Annotated in this window: 17 protein-coding genes; 9 read left to right on the top strand and 8 right to left on the bottom strand. The window is 43.9% G+C overall.

The genetic code is table 11. The annotated features are described in order from the left end of the window. Positions 1–16: 16 nt before the first annotated feature. Positions 17–646 carry an HD domain-containing protein gene (locus BLR43_RS08510; protein WP_071002893.1) on the top strand — a complete coding sequence of 210 codons (630 nt, stop codon included), beginning with the start codon at positions 17–19 and terminating at the stop codon, positions 644–646. 91 nt (positions 647–737) lie between these two features. Here the strand turns inward: BLR43_RS08510 and asd are convergent, their stop codons facing one another. Beyond that, the gene (gene asd, locus BLR43_RS08505; protein ID WP_071002894.1) at positions 738–1,571 is read right to left on the bottom strand and encodes an archaetidylserine decarboxylase; all 834 of its coding nucleotides are present in this window, start codon (positions 1,569–1,571) and stop codon (positions 738–740) included. A 129-nt stretch (positions 1,572–1,700) separates the two neighbouring features. On the opposite strand from asd, the gene dtd reads away from it, so the two are divergent. The 3 genes from dtd (at position 1,701) to phoR (ending at position 4,178) form a co-directional block, all read left to right on the top strand. Further along, positions 1,701–2,153 (top strand): D-aminoacyl-tRNA deacylase, encoded by a 453-nt coding sequence (dtd, locus tag BLR43_RS08500; protein WP_093070399.1) that lies wholly within the window; start codon positions 1,701–1,703, stop codon positions 2,151–2,153. A 112-nt stretch (positions 2,154–2,265) separates the two neighbouring features. Next, the gene (gene phoB / locus BLR43_RS08495) at positions 2,266–2,970 is read left to right on the top strand and encodes a phosphate regulon transcriptional regulator PhoB (protein ID WP_093070396.1); all 705 of its coding nucleotides are present in this window, start codon (positions 2,266–2,268) and stop codon (positions 2,968–2,970) included. A 92-nt stretch (positions 2,971–3,062) separates the two neighbouring features. Beyond that, positions 3,063–4,178, top strand: coding sequence for a phosphate regulon sensor histidine kinase PhoR (phoR, locus tag BLR43_RS08490; RefSeq protein WP_093070394.1), 1,116 nt, complete (start codon positions 3,063–3,065; stop codon positions 4,176–4,178). Between the two features lie 67 nt (positions 4,179–4,245). On the opposite strand, the gene BLR43_RS08485 is transcribed toward phoR, so the two are convergent. After that, positions 4,246–4,836 carry a M23 family metallopeptidase gene (locus BLR43_RS08485; RefSeq protein WP_093070392.1) on the bottom strand — a complete coding sequence of 197 codons (591 nt, stop codon included), beginning with the start codon at positions 4,834–4,836 and terminating at the stop codon, positions 4,246–4,248. A gap of 196 nt (positions 4,837–5,032) precedes the next feature. Here BLR43_RS08485 and BLR43_RS08480 point away from each other — a divergent pair, with 196 nt between their 5' ends. Continuing rightward, entirely contained in the window at positions 5,033–5,761 is a 729-nt protein-coding gene (locus BLR43_RS08480; RefSeq protein WP_227674117.1) for a putative quorum-sensing-regulated virulence factor, read from the top strand. 85 nt (positions 5,762–5,846) lie between these two features. On the opposite strand, the gene BLR43_RS08475 is transcribed toward BLR43_RS08480, so the two are convergent. Continuing rightward, on the bottom strand, positions 5,847–6,812 hold the full coding sequence (locus BLR43_RS08475; RefSeq protein ID WP_093070390.1) for an alpha/beta hydrolase family protein: 966 nt from the start codon (positions 6,810–6,812) through the stop codon (positions 5,847–5,849). 304 nt (positions 6,813–7,116) lie between these two features. On the opposite strand from BLR43_RS08475, the gene BLR43_RS08470 reads away from it, so the two are divergent. Further along, positions 7,117–7,800: an LOG family protein gene (locus tag BLR43_RS08470; protein ID WP_075107332.1), complete on the top strand. Its 684-nt coding sequence runs from the start codon at positions 7,117–7,119 to the stop codon at positions 7,798–7,800. Between the two features lie 137 nt (positions 7,801–7,937). Here the strand turns inward: BLR43_RS08470 and BLR43_RS08465 are convergent, their stop codons facing one another. After that, positions 7,938–9,575 (bottom strand): FAD-dependent oxidoreductase, encoded by a 1,638-nt coding sequence (locus tag BLR43_RS08465; RefSeq protein ID WP_379542924.1) that lies wholly within the window; start codon positions 9,573–9,575, stop codon positions 7,938–7,940. 514 nt (positions 9,576–10,089) lie between these two features. On the opposite strand from BLR43_RS08465, the gene BLR43_RS08460 reads away from it, so the two are divergent. Next, positions 10,090–10,524 (top strand): COG4315 family predicted lipoprotein, encoded by a 435-nt coding sequence (locus tag BLR43_RS08460; RefSeq protein WP_093070387.1) that lies wholly within the window; start codon positions 10,090–10,092, stop codon positions 10,522–10,524. A gap of 108 nt (positions 10,525–10,632) precedes the next feature. Here the strand turns inward: BLR43_RS08460 and BLR43_RS08455 are convergent, their stop codons facing one another. Beyond that, positions 10,633–11,238: a YceI family protein gene (locus BLR43_RS08455; protein ID WP_071002900.1), complete on the bottom strand. Its 606-nt coding sequence runs from the start codon at positions 11,236–11,238 to the stop codon at positions 10,633–10,635. Positions 11,239–11,737: 499 nt separating this feature from the next. On the opposite strand from BLR43_RS08455, the gene BLR43_RS08450 reads away from it, so the two are divergent. Then, on the top strand, positions 11,738–12,016 hold the full coding sequence (locus BLR43_RS08450; protein WP_093070385.1) for a type B 50S ribosomal protein L31: 279 nt from the start codon (positions 11,738–11,740) through the stop codon (positions 12,014–12,016). A gap of 89 nt (positions 12,017–12,105) precedes the next feature. Here the strand turns inward: BLR43_RS08450 and BLR43_RS08445 are convergent, their stop codons facing one another. The 3 genes from BLR43_RS08445 to BLR43_RS08435 form a co-directional block, all read right to left on the bottom strand. Then, positions 12,106–12,972 (bottom strand): SGNH/GDSL hydrolase family protein, encoded by an 867-nt coding sequence (locus BLR43_RS08445; protein ID WP_093070382.1) that lies wholly within the window; start codon positions 12,970–12,972, stop codon positions 12,106–12,108. Continuing rightward, positions 12,966–14,363 carry a nicotinate phosphoribosyltransferase gene (locus BLR43_RS08440; protein ID WP_093070380.1) on the bottom strand — a complete coding sequence of 466 codons (1,398 nt, stop codon included), beginning with the start codon at positions 14,361–14,363 and terminating at the stop codon, positions 12,966–12,968. Before BLR43_RS08440 ends, BLR43_RS08445 begins: the two co-directional genes overlap by 7 nt. A 161-nt stretch (positions 14,364–14,524) precedes the next feature. Continuing rightward, positions 14,525–15,592, bottom strand: a complete 1,068-nt coding sequence (locus BLR43_RS08435; protein ID WP_071002904.1) for a bifunctional nicotinamide-nucleotide adenylyltransferase/Nudix hydroxylase — start codon at positions 15,590–15,592, stop codon at positions 14,525–14,527. 1,036 nt (positions 15,593–16,628) lie between these two features. On the opposite strand from BLR43_RS08435, the gene nfuA reads away from it, so the two are divergent. Beyond that, on the top strand, positions 16,629–17,291 hold the full coding sequence (gene nfuA / locus BLR43_RS08425; protein ID WP_058025134.1) for a Fe-S biogenesis protein NfuA: 663 nt from the start codon (positions 16,629–16,631) through the stop codon (positions 17,289–17,291). Positions 17,292–17,370 lie beyond the last annotated feature (79 nt).

The raw sequence follows: 17,370 nt of genomic DNA, 5'->3' as shown, positions 1-17,370 counted from the left end.
AAAATCAGAGAGAAATATGTCTTCAAACACACTGACGTCATTGACCGATCAAAAATCCGTTGCAACTATCGATATAGAGGACGTCACTCATTTCTTACTAGAGCTAGATGCGCTCAAACGCGTGAATCGCCGTAGTTACGTGACTGAGACTGATCGCAGAGAAAACTCTGCCGAACATTCTTGGCACTTAGCAATGGCATGCTGGTCGATCGCTGAGTTGTTTGAGCTGGATGTCAATCATGAACAATTGCTAAAGATGGCACTGGTACATGATTTGGGCGAGATTGATGCGGGCGATACGTTTTTGTACGCCGACTCGCGTCATGATGCACATGTTGAGGAGCGAGCGGGTATCGCCAGATTGCAAGGCGAACGCGGCAATGGGATTGGCAATTTGAGTGAGATTTGGGAGGCGCAAGAGACAGGCAGTAGTAAAGAGACTGCGCTACTTAAAGTGGTCGATCGCTTACTGCCATTTTTGCTCAACTTAAATACTGAAGGCAAAACGTGGCGTGAGCTTGGAGTGACACGTAGTCAAGTCGCAGGTGCACATGCGTTTATTCAAGACAGCTTTGCTCCTATTCATAAATGGCTATCACACAATATTGACTATGCGACCCAGCAAGGATGGTTGATCGACGCGTAAATCTATAAAAACGCTAGGTATAAAAAAGCCCAGTTGAGCATTGTGATATACGCTTCACTGGGCTTTTATTTCTTATTATATTAGAAATAAATTACGGTTTCGTGACACCCAGTAATTGACCCATTTTTACAAAACTATTGGCTTTCATGGTCTCTTGCCAATCGGCTTTTGCTGCTTTTGGCAACACTACGATAGCCGTTGATCCTAAATAAAAACGACCAAGCTCATCACCTGCCGCAAACTGCATATCGTGATCCGCTTCTTGTATATCATCCGTGCGGGTAATTTTGCCAGTGGCGACGGTTTCGATACCAGCGACAATCATAGCGCCTACCATGACAACGGCCGCTTTGCCATACTTGGTATCAAACATGCAGACCAAACGCTCATTACGTGCAAACAAGTCCGGCACATTAGCTGCCGTGGTATTGTTGACCGAAAACAGCGTACCAGGGACATAGCGAGTCTTGGTCAGCGTACCGGCAAATGGCATATGAACACGGTGGTAATTGCTAGGAGCTAGATAGATTGTCGCAAAACTACCATCGGCAAAATAACGGCCATCTTCGCTATCAGCCAGCAATTGGCCAACGTCATAGTGACGCCCTTTGGCTTGTAGCATTTTATGATCTTTAATTTGCCCAAGCTGAGAGATGATACCGTCAGCAGGACTAACGATGCCGTTTGCGGTGGTATCGATGGTGCGAGCATCTTCTTTTAGTTCACGAGTAAAAAAGTCATTAAAACTCTCGTAAGCATTAAGGCTCTGGCGCTCATACTCATCTAGGCTGATATTATAAGCTTTGGCAAAACCACGGATAAAGGTGCGTTTGACATAAGGATGACGACTGGCGGCCAAACGTCCAGCGACTTTACTGAGCTTTTGCTGCGGTACCAGCTGTTGTAAGGTGGTAAATACATTCATAATAAGGCTACCAAAATAGGATGTGATGTCATTATTGCATAGGCAAGTTAATGGCCATATTTTATCATGGACAGCGTATTATTGTCTGACCATAAACTGTAAGCCATTTATAAATAAAGAAGGTCGTAAATGAAAGCACTGATACAACGAGTGAGCCGTGCCAGCGTCACTATCGATGAGCATTGTGTTGGCAAAATTGATCATGGGATATTGGCCTATATTGGGTTGGGTCATGATGATGATTTCGCCGCCGCCAAGCGAATGATTGACAAAATATTGACCTATCGCATTTTTGAAAATGATGACGATCCTGCCAAATTTGGTAAACTGGATAAAAACGTCCAGCAAGTCGGCGGCGGATTGTTATTAGTGTCACAATTTACGCTGATGGCAAAAACGGATAAAGGTCGCCGCCCTGACTTTGGTGGCGCGATGGCACCTGATGCGGCCCAAGTGCTGTTCGAGCAACTCATCGACTATGCCAAAATCCAGTATCCGAATGTAGCCACTGGTCAGTTTGGCGCTGATATGCAAGTTGAAAGCATCAATGATGGACCACTTAATTTTCTATTGGAGATCTGACATCAGAGTGTCATCAGGCTGTCATAATTAATCCGTTTAATAGATAGAGACTGGTGAGTATTTATCGCCTTTTTATATGCCAGATTTTGTCCGCTAACACCGAGAATGTCCTATGTATAATGAGAAAATTTTGATTGTTGAAGATGAACCTGCGATTCGTGAAATGGTTGTGATGACGCTAGAAATGGCTGGGTTTGATAGCCTACAAGCGGCTGACGTATCAGAAGCGCATCAGCAAGTGGTCGATCATAGACCGTCATTAATATTATTAGATTGGATGTTGCCCGGAGACAAGAGCGGTGTTGATTTTTGTCGTATGCTCAAAAGCGATGAGATGCTCTCTGAGATACCCGTCATTATGCTAACGGCCAAAAGCGAAGAAGACAGCAAGGTTCACGGCCTCGATGCAGGTGCAGATGATTACATGACCAAGCCTTTTTCGACGCGCGAGCTGATTTCCAGAATCAAAGCCGTCTTGCGCCGTAGTAGCGTGATGAGTAGCGACAAGCCTATCGAAATTGGTCAGCTGAGTCTCGATACCAAAAGCCAGCGCGTGACAGCCGCAGGAAAAGTCATCGAGGTCGGCCCAACAGAATATCGCTTATTAGCATTTTTTATGAGTCACCCAGAGCGCGCTTACACAAGAACGCAGCTGCTCGATCAGGTTTGGGGCGGTAACGTTTATATCGAAGATCGAACCATTGATGTACATATCAAGCGTCTACGTAAACTATTGCGCCCTTATGATTGTGATACATTGATACAAACGGTGCGCGGTACAGGTTATCGGTTCTCTAGTCTTATTGAGCCAAGCTAATCTTATATAAGTTGATTTTTGATAACTTGATCTTGTATGAACAATGCCACCATAACAATAAATAAAATAGCGGATAGTGGTAAGGATAAGAAATGAACAAGATAGCGCCAGCAAAAAAGAAAAAAGACCATAACTATAATAATGACCAGCAAGATGCGCCAGCACAAATCGCTAGCCAAAATGCGGCGGAGCAATTAGAGAAAATCAGAAGTGCGCTGCGAGCATTGCGAGATGCGGTCATCTTACTGAATGAAGATGATGGGTTAGAGTGGTGGAATCAGGCGGCGCAGGATCTCTTGTCACTGCAGCCAGCTGACAAAGGCCAAAGTGTGTTTGACTTTATCATTGTGCCCGAGTTTCGCCAGTACTATCAAAACACCACCCTGCCGAATGATGGTATTCATATAGAATCGTGGCGCGATCCCAGTCGTTATCTAAAGTGTGAGCTCACGCCTTTTGGTGACGAGAAGCTATTGTTTATTTATGATGTGACCCGCGTACAGCATTTAGAGCAAATGCGCCAAGACTTCGTGGCGAATGTCTCGCACGAGCTACGCACGCCGCTGACAGTAATGATGGGCTATTTGGAGAACTTCTCTCACCAACCAGACATGCCGCCACAGTGGCGTCGCGGTTTTGAGCTGATGACCCAGCAAACAGCCCGTATGAATCGAATCGTAAATGACTTATTACTGCTCTCCAAGATTGAAATCGAAGAGACACATGAGTTTAATGATGTCGATATGACCAAACTCCTCACCAATATCTATGATGATGCGCAGGCATATAACCAAGCGTACAAGCACACCATTCATTTGCACATAGATACTTATGATGGGTTATATGGGTCAGAGGTGTACTTGATCAGCGCCTTGTCCAACTTAGTCATCAATGCGATTAAATATACGCCAAAAGGCGGTAATATTACCATCAGTTGGACGCAGACATCGGATGGGTGCCGATTTGCCGTTGAGGACGATGGACTTGGTATCGCACCAGAGCATATTGCGCGTTTGACGGAGCGCTTTTATCGTATTGATAAAGGGCGTAGTCGTGCCACAGGCGGTACAGGATTAGGGCTGGCTATCGTGAAGCACGTTTTGCATCAGCACGAGGCGCAGTTGCAGATTGACTCAATAGAGGGAGAGGGGTCGACATTTAGTGTGGTATTTCCAGCCGCGTATGTGAGATCGGCTGCGACAAATTAGTACAGGCCTTGCCCATATTGTTTAGACTCGTCATGCGGATTTATTTAGCATGCCTAATTTAGTATACCTAGTCTTTTTGCAACAGCGGGTAAGGGTTGACGGCACTGCCATTGATATAAATACCGTAATGTACATGTGGCGGTGTCCCTTTTGCGTTACCGCTGTCACCCACATAACCGATAATATCGCCTTGATTGACCCAATCATTGGGCGCAATATCGGCATAGTCTTCTAGATGCGCGTAATAATGACCAGCACCGCCAGGCCCTACCACGACGACCACGCGCCCACCCAAGTTATTCTCACCAACCTTACTCACAATTCCCTGCGTGGTTGACTGTATCGGCGTGCCACGTTCTGCAAAGATATCGATGCCTTCATGTGAGCGCCCTTGACTGCGTGCCGCACCCCACGTATCGGTCAGACGCTTGTCTGGTAGCGGATTTGGCAAGCTGTTCTCTGTTGGCAGTTCTTGTTGTAATAGGCTCATCTGCTGCCATTTGGCGACCACAAACGATTGGGTCTGCTCGCTAATGCTGGGTAGCAGCTTATCAAAGACAAATAAAAACCCTAGCAATACAACCGCCTTAATCAGTACGCCGAGTACACGACTGACAAAAGAAGGCTTCGGTGGTTGGTTTTTTCCATCTGCTAGCATTGATGTCTCTTATCTGTTTTATATTATATGAGCTAATATTATAAAAGCCCTATCTGCTAAGGTATGTATCGCATTGTTATCTATGGCTTTTATCCCCATAAATACAGGTGTGGTTAAATACAAGCACAGCAAATATAACTTTATCTACTTAACGCTTCGGTTGAGCGATGATGGTGCTACGAATGGTTAATTTTTTATGAATGATGCTTTGAACACCGCTGACATGACAGATACGGCTACTATGGCTGAAACAGCGCTTGTCATCGATACTGAAACCGATCAAGGCCGTGATCCGAGACCCATTCAAGTGGCGACGATCAACGTGGCAACTGGATTTGAATGGATGAAGTACTTCAATAGCGGCCGCTCTATATCCCCTGCCGTCATCAAGGTGCATGGTATTACTGATGCTGACGTGGCTGGTCTTGAGCGTTTTGAGCTGGATCAGTTTGAGCTGCCAGAGTATTTGATTGGTCATAATGTACGCTTTGATTGGCGAGTGATTGGCAGCCCTTCTGCTAAGCTGATTTGTACTGTGAGACTCGCGCGTGCTGCCTTTCCAGAGTGGCGCGCTTATGGTCAGTCTAAGTGTATCGAGCAATTATTGGGTAAGGGCGAGGCGAGCATGATGACGATTGCCGCTCATGATGCGCTAGAGGATGCGCGGATGTGTTATCTACTTTACCAAGCCTGCTGCGAGCGTTTAGAGATTGCACCGACCGATTTTGCAGCGGCACATGCTATCTCAAATAAAGCGACGCCTGTGAGCAAGATGCCATTTGGCAAACACAAAGGCAAGCCAATCAAAGAGGTGCCTATCAGCTATGTTAAATGGATGATAGGCAATATTCATAATATGCAGCCGTCACTGTATTCTGCCCTAAAGAAGCGGATAGAAGCAGAAAAAACAAACAATGCTAAGTAATAAAAGCGCATTTATCGACTTTGTGTATTGATACAAATAAATGATATCAGTCGCGACGGCCTCTTATATTGATGGATGAACAACGCTATTCACCTTTACTAAACCAATCTACTGCCATTTGCCACAGCTTTGGCGCTTTAGCATTGGTTTTACTGCTAAAGTAGCGCATGTGACCGATATGATTTAATCCGAAATCTTCAGGATTTAAAAACCGCTTTTCGACGGGCATGTTCGTAAATACGCGTATCATGTCATCCATGTTTTCGCTATTGGCAATATCATCATCACTAAAGCCAAGCCACAATGCTGGCATGCTGAGTGCATCGTAAAAATGGGTGTGTATACTTTTACCAAAAGCAGTCTTGATATAGCCTGCGCCATTACACCATTCACGCCATTGACGAGCCACGCCGCGCGGTAGTGGCTCGCCCATGCCGATTTTGTCTGATGGTGTGTACCCTAAGGTTAAGTTTGATAGTGGGATAAAGGCATCCATAAATCCCATGGCTTTGAGCTTATAAGGCATGCCCATGTTTTTGATGCGGCCTGAAGAGCACGCGACATTGAATACGGACGTAATCGCCTGATAATTTGGCATCAAACCGATAAGCTGGCCACCTGCACTATGACCGATAAGGTGGTAAGACGCCTCAGGAAACTCATCTTGCAGCGCATCAAGTACGGCAGGCATATCGTGTCGCCCCCAACTGATGAGCGAAGCATCACACTTTGCCAGATTGGTCGAAAGCGACTCACCAATCCCTTCATTATCAAAAGTCAGTACGCCAAAGCCGCTCTCTGCTAAATAGATAGCAAAGCTATGATAAAAATGACGTCTGATTCCTGTGGCGGGCGCGATCATAATCGCTGTTGTCGTTCCCTCTTTAGGACGATAGACGGTCGCGGCCAACACTCGATTGCGATCGGTCATGATGCTCAACGAGTACGTGTCGATATTGGTTGCGCCATCAGCAATATTAGGACTAATCAAAGGATTGTTAATAATACTTTCTGCATACTCTGCGGCAGAAACAGCGTTGTGATTATCCATCTTGATACCTTCATGTCTTTTATGAGTAGATAGTGATTATTAAACTGCGATGAGTCATCAATTCCCATCTTTAAAATGTAGTTGTTGCGTAGTGATAAATCGTTGTGACTATGTGGTAGCATTGCTTATGTTAAGATAAATACTAGCGAGACAGGTACTCAAATATGACTTTCAAGTTTTGTCTGACTTGGTTGAACTCATTCTATAAATGGCGTGCATAACACTATAAATGAAACGTGTGGTATTTGACCTTTACTAATAACAAACACTCAATAAAAAATGATCGATAAATTAAGGAAACCATATGCAAATGAAAATCAACGATGATACTTATGATGTAATTACGAGCAAAGACATCACCAATATAGAAAAAGCCGTGGATAAATCAACACTAACGATGCCGCTAGTGGCCGTATATTGCGGTTCACGCTTGGGCAACAATGATGTGTATGAGCAGGCAGCACGCGAGCTTGGCAGTGCGTTGGCAGATAATGGTATGGGACTGGTATATGGCGGTGCTAGCATTGGTCTCATGGGCGCGGTCGCAGATGAGGTCATCAAAGGCGGCGCTGAGGCGGTAGGCGTCATTCCAACCTTTATGCTCAAGCACGAAATCGCTCATGAGCAGCTGACTCGCTTGCATTTGACCGATACCATGCACACGCGTAAGACCGTTATGGCAGAGTATGCTGATGCTTTTATTACCTTGCCGGGCGGACTGGGTACACTAGAAGAAATTATGGAAATCGCCACATGGCGTCAGCTGTATCAACATGAAAAGCCAATGATTATTCTCAATATCAATGGTTTTTATGACCGTATGATTGAGCATCTAAAATATACCACCGAGCAAGGGTTTATGAAGCAGCAAGATTTAGATCGTTTGGTGGTGTGCAATACCATCAACGAGGCAATCGAGATGCTACAGACCGTCGTGACCATCAATGATCATGTAGATACAGAAAAAATGGCTGGTAGCAACAGCTAAGCTTTATAAAATCGAGCAATTAAAAGCAATCACATAAAAAAGGAGCAGATAACCGATTATTGGTTGTCCGCTCCTTTTTTATAGTCAGTTTTATATTCATAAAGCTAACCGTAAACGCTAGAAATGACTAATACTTGCTATACACCAGCGGGTGAGAGATCAGCCAGTGCTGCTTCACGAATACTATGATTGACATCTGCCATTACTATTGGAAATCCACGCTGCTCAGCGAGTACACGTGCAACCTTATCAACAGCCAGACCATCGTTATGTGTCAAGTACGACCATTCGTGTGCGTAGCGGCTACGATTCATTGGCGTATCGTTCTGTATCAATCCGAGCGTCGTCAGCTCATTCACTATCTGATCAGCAGCGATCAAGGTTGAAGATGCTTTGACATTTTCTGCACGAGCGTAACGTATATTAGAATACAAGCTTACGTCAGCCACTCGCAACGTATCATCTTCTCCAGGAATTTGCTGCCCACCATATAGCGCATTGCCAACAGTGCGTGCACTATTGAATGTCGGTACAAACTCAGCCACATATTCAATCGCCTGCTGGCTACGCGCTTGTAGCGGCGCTTTGTCCCAGCCATCCTCGATATAGTGTACGTATTGCTGTGGTAGTTTAGGCTGAGCGCTATCTGAGCTAGATGCGACCAGACCGTCATCAAATAAGGTAATGGCTTTACTCATGCCATGTATCTGAAAATACCCACCCGGATAGGGGGTTAACTGCGCCATGCCTTCGGGCGTACCTCGTTGACCATACACAATAATCTCAGGTATCTGTCCACCTGCATCGCCCCAATGGGTGACATAAGAGGATTTAAACTCGACCATGCGCGTGACTTCAACACCGACCATGTCATCGATGACACCAGTGCGAAAACCGCAAGCATTGACCAAATAATCGACTTCGATAGATTCAGCTTGAGAGTCGTTTGCTTGCTGATAGTCAATGCGCCATTTGGTAACATGGTGATCGGCATTGGTGCAGTTTTCACAATCCACAGGGACTACTTTTTGTACTGTGGTGTCAGTAAAGACATGGGCATGATCATATTCTTCAAGCGCCAACTGCGCAGAAGCCGCCAAGCGAAATATATTCCAGCCATATTCTTGTACGACAATCAGTGGAAATTTTACCTTATTTAAGTCTAAGTATTTGGCAACGGGTATCATCCACTCATCAACCGTACTTGGTACTTCAACTTGCTCACGCTCAGACAACTCAAGCAATTGCTCATGGCTATAGAGCTGATAGTAATCCTCAGGTTCGCCAAGTACTTTATTGTTGACATCTTGCTCAATCAGATCTTGATAAGCTTCTGTCAAAATATCCAAACGCGGTAGCAAGTCTTCAGGCAGTCCTTCATCGCGTGTCGGCACCGCAAATACAGTAGGACGAACGTCGATGGTATAAGGATAGAGACGTAATATGTCAATACATTGCTTGAGGAGCGCCACACAATCTTCATCAGGTATCTCGCGGTACAAGTTGCCGCCAGCATGCAAGTGACACATTGGTGGGCCATCAATGAGTGATTTTTTCTTCTCAAACAAATAAGTCTCAAGCCCTAGTGCGGCAAGGCGAATAGCAATCGTTGAGCCTGCAGTACCGCCGCCCAAAATACCGACGCGTTTAGTAGGACGTTTGGTGGGCAAGTTTTGATGATCTCCATAAGACAGCACCTTAGAAGAATCAGAAGAATCATCTTGTTTGACAGAATGAGCGTGATTTTTATTAGAAGACTGAGTCATTGTCGTCATTATATCCTTAGTAGCATTTGCATCAGGCCATGCTGGTATCATCGTTAAATGTCTTGTAACTATTGATATGCGTGCGAAGGTCGCTAAGTTCAATATTTATTTATAAGCCACAACAGAGGTATTTTCTATTGTGTAGTAATACTTCATTTCTATAAGTTCATTTTACGAAGAACTACAGACAATATGATGACAAATACGTAAGTAGATGCATGAGTTTTGTCAACGAGGTGAGGTGGCCTTGGGCAGTTTCTAATAGGCGAAGTCGAGTGCAACATCTGGAGAATGGGGATAAGGTCAGTTTTCTGTAGCCAAAAAGGCCTGTGTTTAAGCATTTTGTAAGATTCAGCCACTTTTGTAAGTTTGTATATTGATGGCCATTATCGCTAAAAACTGTGTGTTATATTCATTTTGCTCAAGTAAAGTTAAAGCTTTGTTTTTATCACTTTCACATCATAAAATAAAAATGGCTCATAAAATTTACTATTACAATTATCAAAATGACAAGGAATTTGCTATGAAAAATATCATGATGTTATCTGCACTAACTGGCGTATTAGCATTGACAGGCTGTACGACCATAAAAAGTGTTGTTGGAAATGATATGTCAGGCACGCACGAAGTCCAAGCGACCAATAACAACACTGCCCCTGTCGCTAGCAAAAATGGCGTGTTGGTTGATGCAACCAATTACATGACGCTTTATACCTATGACAAAGATTCAATGAATAAGTCAGATTGCGGCACAGCGTGTCAAGTTGTGTGGCCAATCTTCCAAGCACCAAGCAATGCTAAAGCTTCTGGCCAGTTTGCGGCGTTCAAGCGTGAAGATGGTAAGTATCAATGGGCGATGAATGGTAAACCATTATACTTCTATGCTAATGATACAAAGATGGGTGACAAAGACGGCGATAACAAATTTGACGTTTGGCATGTTATTCCAACCAAATAAGGTGTCATGATATTATCTTAAGGTAAAAGTAGCTTAAGACAAAAAAGCAGCCCTATCATAGAGGCTGCTTTTTTATGGCTAGTAGTAAATGCTAGAAGCTAACAAGACTTATTTTGACTTCTTTTCTACCAACTCACCATCTATCTGAATAGGGACGTTGGTGGTGATGCCTTGTGAGTAAGCGTCCATGCCATACGCTGTACGATCGATATTACCTGTTGCACGGAAGCCAACCACAGGTTCTTTGGTCAAAGGACTGTTATCGATTTTCTTTAGCGTTAGGTTAAGTGTTAATGGTTTGGTTTGACCAAGTAAAGTAAAGTCGCCAGTGACTTTTGCTTGTTGTGGATTGATAAAGTTAACCTGAGTGGATTTAAAGCTCATGGTAGGGTACTTCTCAACATTGAAAAACTCGTCGGTTTTCAGATGCTTGTCACGGGCTTCCCAACCAGTATCAATACTGTCTGTATCTACAACAAAGTTAAATTGAGTTTGATTTGGGTTTTTTAGATCGAACTGTACAGTGCCGTCGACATCACTAAAGTGCCCCATAACCGTAGAAAATCCCATATGCTCAACAGAGAAACCGACACGAGTATGTGAATTATCTAGTTGCCACTGAGTTGGTAGAGCAGCGCTTGCCATAGTCGTGATAGCAAGTGCTGAGCTGATTAATAGTGCCTTAGTAGTGGTTTTGATGGTAGTGTTTATCATTGAATAGTCCTTATTTAGTGTTAGGGAAGTTGTGCTTACCGATGAACAAAGAGTGCGATATTTTTTGAAGAAAACTGACTAGCCATATCGCATAAATGTTCGATAGATAATAGATAAATGGCAAAGAAAAGCTAAAGCTCGTTAGCTTAACTACAGATATCTATATAATTGATTAATTAAACTAACCAAAGTATTGTACTGGGTTAACTCGTACATCTCAACACTATTTGTGTATTGGTGACAACTTATCACATATCTCTATCACAACTGCGGCTTGCGTTGGGTGACAAAAACCGTTAAAATCGCGGTTTAATTTTCCCGCTGGGGAAAGGCTAAGTGAGCAGAAGAGTGGTGCTTTGTGCTGGAATAAGCCAGTGACGCAGTTGCCATACTTATAATGTCCTTAGTGCCTCAGTTACGTATGTTTTCGTTTGCTTGAGACATCGCTCATGATGTTGACGCAAATTGCCATACATACATCGGACCTAGAGAGTTTATTATGCGTAAAGATATCCATCCTGATTACCAAGAAGTTTTGTTCCATGATACAAACGCTGACGTGTTCTTTCTGACTCGTTCAACGGCTCAGACTAAAGCGACTCGCGAATACGAAGGTAAAGAATACCCATACTACCCACTTGATATCTCAAGTGCGTCGCATCCATTCTATACTGGTGAGCAACGTAAAACCTCTACTGAAGGCCGTGTTGCAAGCTTCAACAAACGCTTTGGTGCATTTGGTGGCCGTAGCAAGAAAGCTGCTGACGCTGCTGAATAATTTATACCTATGGTGTAAATGTGTTTTGCTAAGTAATAAAAAACCGCTGATGATTCAGCGGTTTTTTTTGTTTTTAAACACATGTGTTTTTAGGCACTAACACTTGAGTGTGTTTGGTCATCAGCCTGAATGGCAGATGGAGCCAATAACTGCGTAATGTTTTCTACAATTTGCTGTGTCCAATAACCGTACATTAGGCTGCTAGGATGAAAGCCATCACTGGCGAACATCACGGCAATATCAATAGGCTGACCATTGCCATGCTCTTTTATCATGCGTGCAAAGTCAGTTGCCATATAGTTGACACCGTCATGAGCAGCGCAGACTTTTTGCAATATCTCATCAAGTATTGAGGCCTTTGCCCCAACAAAATTATTGAGTGGGGAGGGAATCGCAGGCATCTGCGCCATCGGTGGTAAGCTCAAAAAAATCAATTCGCGGACACCAAACTTGCGCTGTGCAATATGGATGATGTCTTCGATCTGCTGTTGCCATTTGTGGACTGCCACATTGGACGTCGTATCGTTGACCCCAACGCTCAGCAACATCACATCGATAGGTTGGTCAGGAGTAGGGAGGACATATAATCTGCGCAAAATATCAAAGCTAGTATGACCAGTCGTCGCTTGTAATGACCAATTGAGCTGTGCAAAGTTCGATCGAATAACGGCATTCTGTTCCAATATCGGAATCAGCTTACCAACCAGCGCTTCTTGCTGAGTCTGACTGCCAACACCTGCTGCTGCTGAGTCGCCCACGATCATCAAATTGAGCGTCTCTTGGCTTTTAGATGACAGTCCATCATCTGCTTTTGATAGCTCAACCATACCATGTCTTTCGCCGTTTGGCTCCGGCAAACGAACGGTTTCACGCTTGATTTTGCGTCCTTGATAAAGATAAACAGGCGCAAATAATACATCTTTTGCGATAGATGTTAGTTTGTTGGTGTCTACCATCCTGCACGCTCCCTAATAGTTGTAAGGCTGTCCTCAATCAATAATTGACCATCAACATAGACATCGCGTAATAGGTTGTCTGATGGTGCACCCAATGCCTGCTCTTTTATGGTTTTGATCTGACCATTGCCATCTTGTACCAGTGCCAATCGTCCTTTTTTCGATCGTTTTGAGCGGCTGGTGATAGGGTCTTTATAAATATCTTTCCATGTGCCATCGATACAGATAGCGCTCGATTTCATCGCCCAGCTCATGGTGTCACGGTTGACTCGTTGCAATAAACCACCGCCCATACCGAAGGTCACATTTTCTATGCTAAACCCTGCTTTTAACACCACATCAATAATTTTGCTTAAGCTTTGTGCGCTGATGCCATCACCTTGAATGATGCGCACATAATTAGGCAGCACTTTATAGCCTTTGCTATTGACAGTTGTACCAAACTTCACCGCCAAACGCTCTAAAGCCTCACGAACCACTTTAGTCGGCTCGCCACTGTCTGGTCGAATGACCAAGGTACCGCCCATGTTTTTGATGTCGTCTTTTAAGGCGTCGCCCCAGATATTATCGATCGCGTTCCATAGGTCGTAACTGTCTGATACCACCGAAAACGCTTTGTCTGTGCCGCCAAACTGCTCAATCATATTGTGAAAAGCAGCGGTTTCTCCATCACGTCCCCAAGCCGTCATTGTGCTGTGTTCGGCCGCTGGGATAGAGAACGCAGGCATGTCATCACCCATCTGATACCAGCGACTGGCTGCAATAAGTGCTGTCATTGAATCGGTACCAGCAAAGTTGACCAAATGCGCCAAGCTGCCAAGGGCAACCGTCTCCTGACTCGACGCACCGCGCGCGCCAAAGTCATGTAAGCGAAAAGGTAGCGACTCTGTATTGTCCGCTGATTTTTCTAGCGCTTGGCGGATAATCTCTTTGCAATAGCGAGAGACACTAGCGACCGTTGACGGATACCAAATCGCGCGTAATAGCGCTGTTTCGATATAACTTGGTAGCCAATAAAACTCAGGATCAGTGTTGATAACTTGGCAGACTACATTTGATGCCGGAGCGATGCTGCCCTCAGGAACGGCTTGAATACGCAGTGGCAAATAGCCGTTGTGTTTTTCAATCAAGTGCTCCCAGCCCGCACGATTAAAGGTTAAGCCATGCGCTTTAATCACTTTTTCGGCTTCGTCGATATCTTGATGCGTGATAGGAGTGCTTAGGTACTCTTTGATAAAGGCCTGCAGACCAAAGAACACCACATCATAGTCGCCTTTGCGTGCTTCAATGTAGCTGGACAGATACTCACTACCACTTGGATATTGCACCCAATGTGAGGTTTTATAGCTGTCACTATTTAAGATTAAATTGTTTAGATTACTGGTGTACATCACAGAACTCCTCTGCTTTGAGCTGCCGCAGCTGCCTTGAAAGAACAGTGGCGGCGGTTGAGTGCCGTCTATCGGCACTGGTATAAAAATAACAAAGTAAATAGTGAGGTTTTTATTAATGATTGAGACAGCTATCGCTTACGTAATCATTTGTTAAAAAACTATAAGCCAACCATTTTGGTAATAATCGCATAATGATCTTCAAACATCATTTTGGCATCAAGCTCTGCCAGTGGCAGCCAAAAAGCCTTGGTTGCGTCATCACCGCCTTTGACTTTTGGCAACCCTTTTGGGTCGTTTTTGAGCTGGAAGTAAAAGGCTTGGGTAATGGTGCGTCCGCGTGCTGAACGATACGGGTCATCAAAGGTATGCTGACTGTGGCAAGAACCGCGCAATACGGGCTCAGGCACTTTCAGGCGTGTCTCTTCACGCAGCTCGCGAATACAAGCGTCAAATAGCGTCTCTTTTGGGTTTAAAAAACCACCCGGTAATGCCCACAATCCGCGTCCTGGCATACTACGTCGCTCGACTAGTAAGATGTGCCCAGATTGTACAATCAACGCATCAGCCGTCATGAAGGTTGGTGGATAGGGGGCAGATTGCCACTGTCTTTTGTATTTATCAATAAAGTCCGCTTCTTCATGCAGTTGATGATAGTCGTCCGTTTTTTTGAATGCATCGAGGACGCTGCGCGTTGACTCAGGCGTGCGCTCAGGCGTTGGCGTAGCGCCCATCAGATAGCTGTCGCGAATAGGCGTGGCTGATAGATTATGATAATTGGGTACTGACACCGATGCCCAGTTAGGGAACAGCGATAAGTAATATGATGAGCTGTCTTTTGAGTGACCAATCAAGCCAATATCCGTTTGCAAATCACCCGTGACCGATTTCACGCCTGCTTGGACGTATTGTAGCCAGCGCGTGTCATTGTAGAGCGCATCGTCTAGACCGACGCAATGGATACGAGCGGCGTCTTCTGCTGAGTAAGCGCCCTTGATCATTGCAGCGCGTTCAGCGACGCTAAATGGATTACGTAAGCTGCGTGGTAGATTGGCCGAACCAATCAGCATAATCACTTCATCAGAGCGTTTGAGCGCTTCGTCAATGACTGCCTTGTGCCCACAATGAAACGGCTGGAAACGCCCGATAAAAACCAAATAACGGTAGTGTGTACTGTTTTTTTGCTCGGGGTTTTGCTTATCTGAAGCTTGCTCTGATAATTCACTCATAGACGCCAATTTCCTACAATTTATTTTTACTGATAAAAAATTAATGACGCTAATACTGACACAGCCTGTGACTTTCTGACAAGTAGAAAGATGTTTTGTCAAAGGCGACACTTAGTTTTTATTCAGATATATAAGGGTATTGCCTATGATTAACAGCGCTATAAACAAAACAATGGTAACTATGTAAAGTATAAAATAGTACTTAAACGCATTTATTTCTTTAGGATTTAAATCATTTTTATAATCTGCGTAAAAGGTTATATGGTATGAGGGATTGTAAAACAGGATGAGTAGATAAGGTGCTTTGTCGTAACGTTTCATTATTTTTTTGGTTAAGGTGAAGTAATAATTACTAGCGATTATCATAGTGATTATTAGAATAACAAAGATGCTCAATATTAACGTTACCATTGTATATTCCATTTATAAATATCTACTTTTGTTTATTTATTATTTATGAATAGAACTTTCAGTAACAACAGTCTTATACAGAAAAGCTATTGCTAAATTTCTTACGAAAATCCTAATCATCACAATCCGTTATTGTAAATCTAGTGTCATTAATGAAAACAGCTAGTGTTTTCATTTGTGTTTAATCCGATTAGTGATAGAACGTATACGGTTTGATAAGTGCATGGCGTTAATTAGCATAAATCTCTTATGATTTTAAAGCTACCTAGGATACTTGATAAATAATGCAGCTGTCTTTATATAGAGGGTAGCTTATCAGTCATTATATAAACAATGCCTAATCTACTGACTTGTAGTGCCATTGAAAAAACCAATGACAACCATTTGCAGCGGTCACGGTTCAATTCACAGTAGCGCGGTCGGAATTACTCCTTGTTTCAGGTATAATGGCCATTATAGACGGATTAAATTTTATGACTATTGCTGCCAGTGCATTACAATAATAAACCTCAAGCACTGATGGCTTGCAAACTGATATAAGCCATAAAAATTTTGAAAAATTCAAATTCACGACACGGTCGCCATAATAGATATTGCGCTTGTGTCACAATGCATAGGAAACATTATGAGTGAGCAAAATCAAGCCGCTGACTATGAGTCAGCATTAGATACTGAGCAAGTTGAAGCAAAAAGCAATATCACCATCACTGAGTCTGCTCAAGGCTATTTGGCAGACTTGTTAGCCAAGCAAGATACTGATGGTATCGGTGTGCGTATCTTCGTTGAGCATCCAGGCACGCCGCGCGCAGAGTGCTGCATGGCTTACAACCAACCAGGCGAAGAAGACAGCGCTGATTTGTGTTTGACCTATGATGATTTTTCAGCCTTTATCGAAGCGGCCTCGGTGCCTTATCTAGAAGATGCGGTTATCGATTACAATAAAGATCGTTTTGGTGGTCAGCTGACCTTCCGCGCGCCAAACTCTAAAGTACCCAAAGTAGGTGCTGACGCGAGCGTCGAAGAGCGTATTAACTATGTCTTGCAGTCAGAGATTAACCCTGGCTTGGCAGCACATGGTGGCGATGTACAGTTGCTTGAATTGATTGAAGAAGAAGGTATTGGCCTGACCGCCGTCTTGAAATTTGGCGGTGGTTGCCAAGGCTGTTCAGCTGTTGATATGACACTGCGTCAAGGCGTTGAAGTACAGCTTAAGCAGCAAATACCAGAGCTGACGCAAGTGGTTGATGATACCGACCATACGCGCACAGAAAATGCTTATTATAAATAAATGCAAAAAACCAATAAAAGCAGCATAGCGGTTATAAAAACGTTTATGCATGTTTGTCATTAAACAATTAGTATTTTGC

This window comes from Psychrobacter pacificensis, assembly GCF_900101915.1.
Taxonomy (GTDB): domain Bacteria; phylum Pseudomonadota; class Gammaproteobacteria; order Pseudomonadales; family Moraxellaceae; genus Psychrobacter; species Psychrobacter pacificensis.
The sequence above is the reverse complement of the archived record's forward strand: the minus strand, read 5'-3'. Positions and strand labels throughout refer to the sequence as shown.

Excerpts from the sequence above, each read along its gene's own strand:
- BLR43_RS08510 (WP_071002893.1), top strand. The coding sequence starts at position 17 with ATGTCTTCAAACACACTGACGTCATTGACCGATCAAAAATCCGTTGCA.
- asd (WP_071002894.1), bottom strand. The coding sequence starts at position 1,571 with ATGAATGTATTTACCACCTTACAACAGCTGGTACCGCAGCAAAAGCTC.
- dtd (WP_093070399.1), top strand. The coding sequence starts at position 1,701 with ATGAAAGCACTGATACAACGAGTGAGCCGTGCCAGCGTCACTATCGAT.
- phoB (WP_093070396.1), top strand. The coding sequence starts at position 2,266 with ATGTATAATGAGAAAATTTTGATTGTTGAAGATGAACCTGCGATTCGT.
- phoR (WP_093070394.1), top strand. The coding sequence starts at position 3,063 with ATGAACAAGATAGCGCCAGCAAAAAAGAAAAAAGACCATAACTATAAT.
- BLR43_RS08485 (WP_093070392.1), bottom strand. The coding sequence starts at position 4,836 with ATGCTAGCAGATGGAAAAAACCAACCACCGAAGCCTTCTTTTGTCAGT.
- BLR43_RS08480 (WP_227674117.1), top strand. The coding sequence starts at position 5,033 with ATGAATGATGCTTTGAACACCGCTGACATGACAGATACGGCTACTATG.
- BLR43_RS08475 (WP_093070390.1), bottom strand. The coding sequence starts at position 6,812 with ATGGATAATCACAACGCTGTTTCTGCCGCAGAGTATGCAGAAAGTATT.
- BLR43_RS08470 (WP_075107332.1), top strand. The coding sequence starts at position 7,117 with ATGCAAATGAAAATCAACGATGATACTTATGATGTAATTACGAGCAAA.
- BLR43_RS08465 (WP_379542924.1), bottom strand. The coding sequence starts at position 9,575 with ATGACGACAATGACTCAGTCTTCTAATAAAAATCACGCTCATTCTGTC.
- BLR43_RS08460 (WP_093070387.1), top strand. The coding sequence starts at position 10,090 with ATGAAAAATATCATGATGTTATCTGCACTAACTGGCGTATTAGCATTG.
- BLR43_RS08455 (WP_071002900.1), bottom strand. The coding sequence starts at position 11,238 with ATGATAAACACTACCATCAAAACCACTACTAAGGCACTATTAATCAGC.
- BLR43_RS08450 (WP_093070385.1), top strand. The coding sequence starts at position 11,738 with ATGCGTAAAGATATCCATCCTGATTACCAAGAAGTTTTGTTCCATGAT.
- BLR43_RS08445 (WP_093070382.1), bottom strand. The coding sequence starts at position 12,972 with ATGGTAGACACCAACAAACTAACATCTATCGCAAAAGATGTATTATTT.
- BLR43_RS08440 (WP_093070380.1), bottom strand. The coding sequence starts at position 14,363 with ATGTACACCAGTAATCTAAACAATTTAATCTTAAATAGTGACAGCTAT.
- BLR43_RS08435 (WP_071002904.1), bottom strand. The coding sequence starts at position 15,592 with ATGAGTGAATTATCAGAGCAAGCTTCAGATAAGCAAAACCCCGAGCAA.
- nfuA (WP_058025134.1), top strand. The coding sequence starts at position 16,629 with ATGAGTGAGCAAAATCAAGCCGCTGACTATGAGTCAGCATTAGATACT.